This is a genomic window from Caballeronia terrestris, from assembly GCF_001544515.1.
Taxonomy (GTDB): Bacteria; Pseudomonadota; Gammaproteobacteria; order Burkholderiales; family Burkholderiaceae; genus Caballeronia; species Caballeronia terrestris.
Genome location: NZ_FCOL02000178.1, coordinates 1 through 4,165, shown reverse-complemented (window position 1 = coordinate 4,165; position 4,165 = coordinate 1). Strand labels below are relative to the sequence as shown.

The window sequence follows — 4,165 nt, the reverse complement described above, 5'->3', positions numbered from 1 at the left end:
GCATCAGCGCACAGGATGCCAAGCGCGCCGTCAAGAAGGTCATCGAGCATTACGACCCGCGGCGGCGCTTCGCGATTAGCGAGCACGTCGTGCGGCCACGGCCAGCAGAAACCTTGCGGTATGTACGCATCGAGCGATTGCCGGATGTATGAAAAGCGCAATGAGTCTTTCATCGAGCGGCCGCGCCCGTGACGTTCCTTGGTTGTTATCGCCCTCCACGGAACCGTGAGAGCGCTGAAGGCATTTCGTCCGGATGGCGGATATCACTTGAATTGCGGAGCATCTCTGCTAAAACCATAAACGGTCTCCTCGCGCCTCCTGTGAGCGTGAGCATTGCCCGCCGGGTAAGCGCTGCGGCGGGCTTTCTTTTGCCCTTAGCCTTCGCCGTCCAGGTTCCAGTTGCGTTACCTTCCTTCTTGGTCGCCCTCATCGCCCTTCGTGAGGGAACGCCTGAAGGCGCTCCACGCGTCCTTGGGACGGTGGGTGTCTAGTTTGGCAAACCATTCCGTACGTTCATCCTCTGAGAGCGATTTCCACCAATCCATTCCTCTGCGCAATTCCTCGGTAGGCTGAACCGCTGGCTTCATAGAATCACCACCCCTGCGAGAACGTTTGAAGGCATCCCAGGCGTCTGCGGGACGGGTGGTGCCTACCTTGGCGAACCACTCCGAACGTTCAGCCTCCGAGAGCGACTCCCACCATTCCATCCCTCTGCGGATATCGTCCAGCCGAATCTCCGAGTACATATGCCCTCCTGTTCCTGCGCGTGTACAAATGCAAGACAACATTTTGTCAAAAAGATTTGATAGAAGACTTAGGGAAAAATAACGGGCTGCTAGCCCCATAGACCGTGACCGTAAGCCACCAGTTTTGAACTTGCCTTTTCTCTCATTAAGGCAAGGCCGGAGGCCGCGTCAGGCTCCAGTGTGTGATCCGGAACCCCGTGGGGGCTGTGCATAGGCCGGGTTTATCGCTGTGTGCAGCGGACCTTGTGCACACGGGGACAACCAATCCGACTTGCATTACGGAGCATCTCTGCTAAAACCGTAAACGGTCTCCCTCGCGTCACCCCGGACGTGATGGATTGCCCGCCCTGCTTCCATGTCTCGGCGGGCTTTCTTTTGTCTGCATAGACTCTATGCTGGTAGTGCGTTTCCCGCTCAGCACGAGGGGCGCGCGATTCTCCTGTCTCAACTTGATCCCGCCCGATTGCCCTACGGCGGGCTTCTTTCTGTTGGCCTCCGCGCAGAGGCGTCCTTGCTCCCCGGCATAACCTGTAGTTAGCCCGCGTTTGCTCGATGGGGAGGATTGGCGGGTTAGGCCCATGGGTTAACCCCATTTTCCTGTGGGCCGCTTTCCCTCTTAGTTATCCGCGCACTTCGCCCGTGATAACCGCTATCCTGAAATTGCGTCCCCTCGGGGGCGTCTTCTCAGTTTTGGCCTTGGTGCCCGCTTCGGCGGGCTTCTTTTCGTCGGTCACTGCCAAAGAAAAAAGCCGCCCGAAGGCGGCATAAAGAGAGCGATGAATCCTCGAATCGAGACATCGTAAGTGTTAACGGCTCGAAGACCCTTGACTTTAGCCCCCGCGGTATCCTGCGTCCGCCCGTGCACAAGCCCGCTACCCACCCCGCCGTGTGGAAAAAAGCCGCGTCGCAGGAATGAGCGCTGGTCGACCGGATGACTCAATCCAGAACGAGCCGATGCCCGCGATGCCAACGCCTTATGATCTTTTCACGCAGTTGCTTGGCCTGCCAGTCGACGCGGCGCTCGTGTTACCGCTCGGTATCAGCGCGCAGGATGCCGAGCGCGGCGTGAGGATGGTCATCGAGCATCACGGCCCGCGGCGGCGCTTCGTGGTTGGCGAGCACGTCGTGCGGCCACGGCCAGCAGAAACCCTGCGGCATGTGCGCATCGAGCGATTGCCGGATATCACCACGGATGAGAGTCGTTCATCGATCGAACGGAAAAACACGGACGTTTAGGCAGCCCGACGGCCTGCATGTGGGCGAAAGCGTCGGGCGGACTGCGTGCCCTGCCCTAACGCGCCATCACCGGACGTCACCGGCCTCGGCCGCCCCCTTGATAACCTTGCCGCTGGTGCGCGGCGCGCACGATCGGCAAAGCACGGCGAGATAGTCGATTTCTGGCGTGTCAAAGTCGCCGTCGTTCCAGACGCCCTCCGATTTCAGATAGGTCAGATGGAAATGCGACATGTCGACCACGCCTTGGCATCGAGCGCAAAGCTCAATCGGTCCTATCCCCGGGCGGCGAATAGGAGTGTTCTCTCGTTTCATGACTTCCAAGGTGCGCGCATCCATACATGCTCGTGAGCAGTAGCACTCCAATCCGTCGCTCGACAGTATGTCGACGCACGGCAGGCCCTCCGAGTAGTCCACTCGCTCCCACCCACGCACAATTTCGAAAACAGGATTGTCAAAAACCGTCCCGCATGTGACGCACTGGTAAGTCATCGGTGTCGGGATCACAAAACCTCTCGATTGGTTTAGACAGCCCGGCGGCGGCCGCCATGTGGGCCGAATCGCCGCATTCGCGCTGTGCGCTCTACCCTAGCACCGTCACAGCGGGTCGCGAATCTCGACCACGCCTTTGACCAAGTCGAGCAGCAAGGCGTCCGGCGGCGTTGTGGTGTCGATGCGCTCGACATCATCGGACTCACCGACCTCGCCCCCACTTTCTGCCAAACGCCCTGCCTCCTCTTTCCGCTGCCCCTGATGGGCATACAGCCACAACTTGCCGTCCGTGGCAATGGTTCGGGCGGTTTCTTATCATTCGCACGCAAGCACGCACGAAATCTTCGAGCGCTTCGACGGCAGCCAAACCAGAAGCAAATTGCTCACGCTTCTGCTCGCCCTTGTCCTTGTTCCGCCCAAATAGACCGCTGATGATCGGGCCGACAACAGAGCCGACGAACGCTGAAGATCCGGCAATCTTCACGGAGTCCATTAATTCCCATTGCATATCAGTTCCTTGATAGACGTTGGTAAAAACTCGCGAACGGTCCGCGAAGGGACGCGCGTCTGCACACAACAAGCGGTGTGATGTGTACTTTCCCGGCCTGCGGGCGCGTATGGACGACGACGAGCAACGCGAATCTGCGCGCCAACTACTGCCGAGCGTCGGCCTTTTATTGCGAAACCGACAATAATCCGTTGCCATATTAGTAGTTACCCTTATATGACCGATTGCCTACACTCGAATCACTGAAACGCAAACAGGGCTGTTTGCGAAAAGCAAAGATTCGGAGGAAAGCATCATGAAACTCGCATCCATCATCGTCGCCGCTGCTCTCGCTATCCCGACAGTTTCGTCGTTCGCACAGTCGAACCAATCGGTGACACGTGCCGAAGTGAAGGCGGAGCTCGTTCAACTCGAACGCGCCGGCTACAACCCGAGCATGGACCGCACGACCTATCCGGCAGAGATTCAAACTGCTGAAGCCAAGGTAGCAGCGCAGAACGGCCAAAGCTATGGCGGTGTCGCTGACGGCTCGTCGGCCTCGGGCAGCTATCGCCCCGCACACACTGGCAACAATGACGTGACGCCGGTCTACCGCGCTCATTAAACCGAAGAACGCCGATAGGGCTTCGGCCCTACGCACAAGAAGCTGGCCGCTGTCGGGACCGACGGACGGCCAGTTTGTTTTTTGTACCTCCGCCATCGGCTAGTTCCGGTGGCTTACCCCAGCACCCAATGTGTGCTGGGATTTTTTTGCGCGCGGCAAAAGGGAGGAATTTGGATCAAGGCGAAAGCGCACGACCTGGAAGGCCTCATGGCGAAACGCCTTGATTAATTCATTCACTCGGCACTGGGAGAACGTCGCCGACGCGACAGGCGTCGCTTATCGTGGCTATGCGACAGACCATCTGCGGATAGCGAAGGGATTGAGCGGGCGAGTCCAGCACGGCGAGTTCGCCGGCTCGCCGTCCCGACCCTACTACAAGCATTCCTGCGCTTGCTCAGGTAACGCGCACGAACTCTCCTTCAGCGAAGAACCACGCCGACATCGTCCGTGCTAGTTCGAGCACGACCTTCGCGTCGCTCCGGCCGGAGGATGCGCGCACGTGGAGCGAATGATCTGCGTCGTCCACCACATGCAGCGTGGCGCGTGGCCCCAGCGTTTCGACGACCGACCTCAGCAGGTGAA

General features: G+C 59.0%; 4 protein-coding genes and 1 pseudogene. 2 read left to right on the top strand and 3 right to left on the bottom strand.

Annotated elements, in window-relative coordinates; translation table 11 throughout:
- Positions 1-1,634 precede the first annotated feature (1,634 nt).
- A complete protein-coding gene (locus tag AWB67_RS34715) occupies positions 1,635-1,982 on the top strand; it encodes a hypothetical protein (protein WP_143328454.1) in 348 nt (115 codons plus the stop codon).
- 66 nt (positions 1,983-2,048) lie between these two features.
- Here the strand turns inward: AWB67_RS34715 and AWB67_RS40180 are convergent, their stop codons facing one another.
- Positions 2,049-2,318 (bottom strand): hypothetical protein, encoded by a 270-nt coding sequence (locus tag AWB67_RS40180; RefSeq protein ID WP_125477820.1) that lies wholly within the window; start codon positions 2,316-2,318, stop codon positions 2,049-2,051.
- A 258-nt stretch (positions 2,319-2,576) separates the two neighbouring features.
- Positions 2,577-2,750, bottom strand: coding sequence for a hypothetical protein (locus AWB67_RS41130; RefSeq protein WP_159965100.1), 174 nt, complete (start codon positions 2,748-2,750; stop codon positions 2,577-2,579).
- Between the two features lie 524 nt (positions 2,751-3,274).
- On the opposite strand from AWB67_RS41130, the gene AWB67_RS34710 reads away from it, so the two are divergent.
- Entirely contained in the window at positions 3,275-3,583 is a 309-nt protein-coding gene (locus tag AWB67_RS34710) for a DUF4148 domain-containing protein (protein WP_087660458.1), read from the top strand.
- 394 nt (positions 3,584-3,977) lie between these two features.
- On the opposite strand, the pseudogene AWB67_RS34705 reads toward AWB67_RS34710, so the two are convergent.
- A pseudogene (locus AWB67_RS34705) lies at positions 3,978-4,165 on the bottom strand (alpha/beta family hydrolase); the annotation flags it as partial.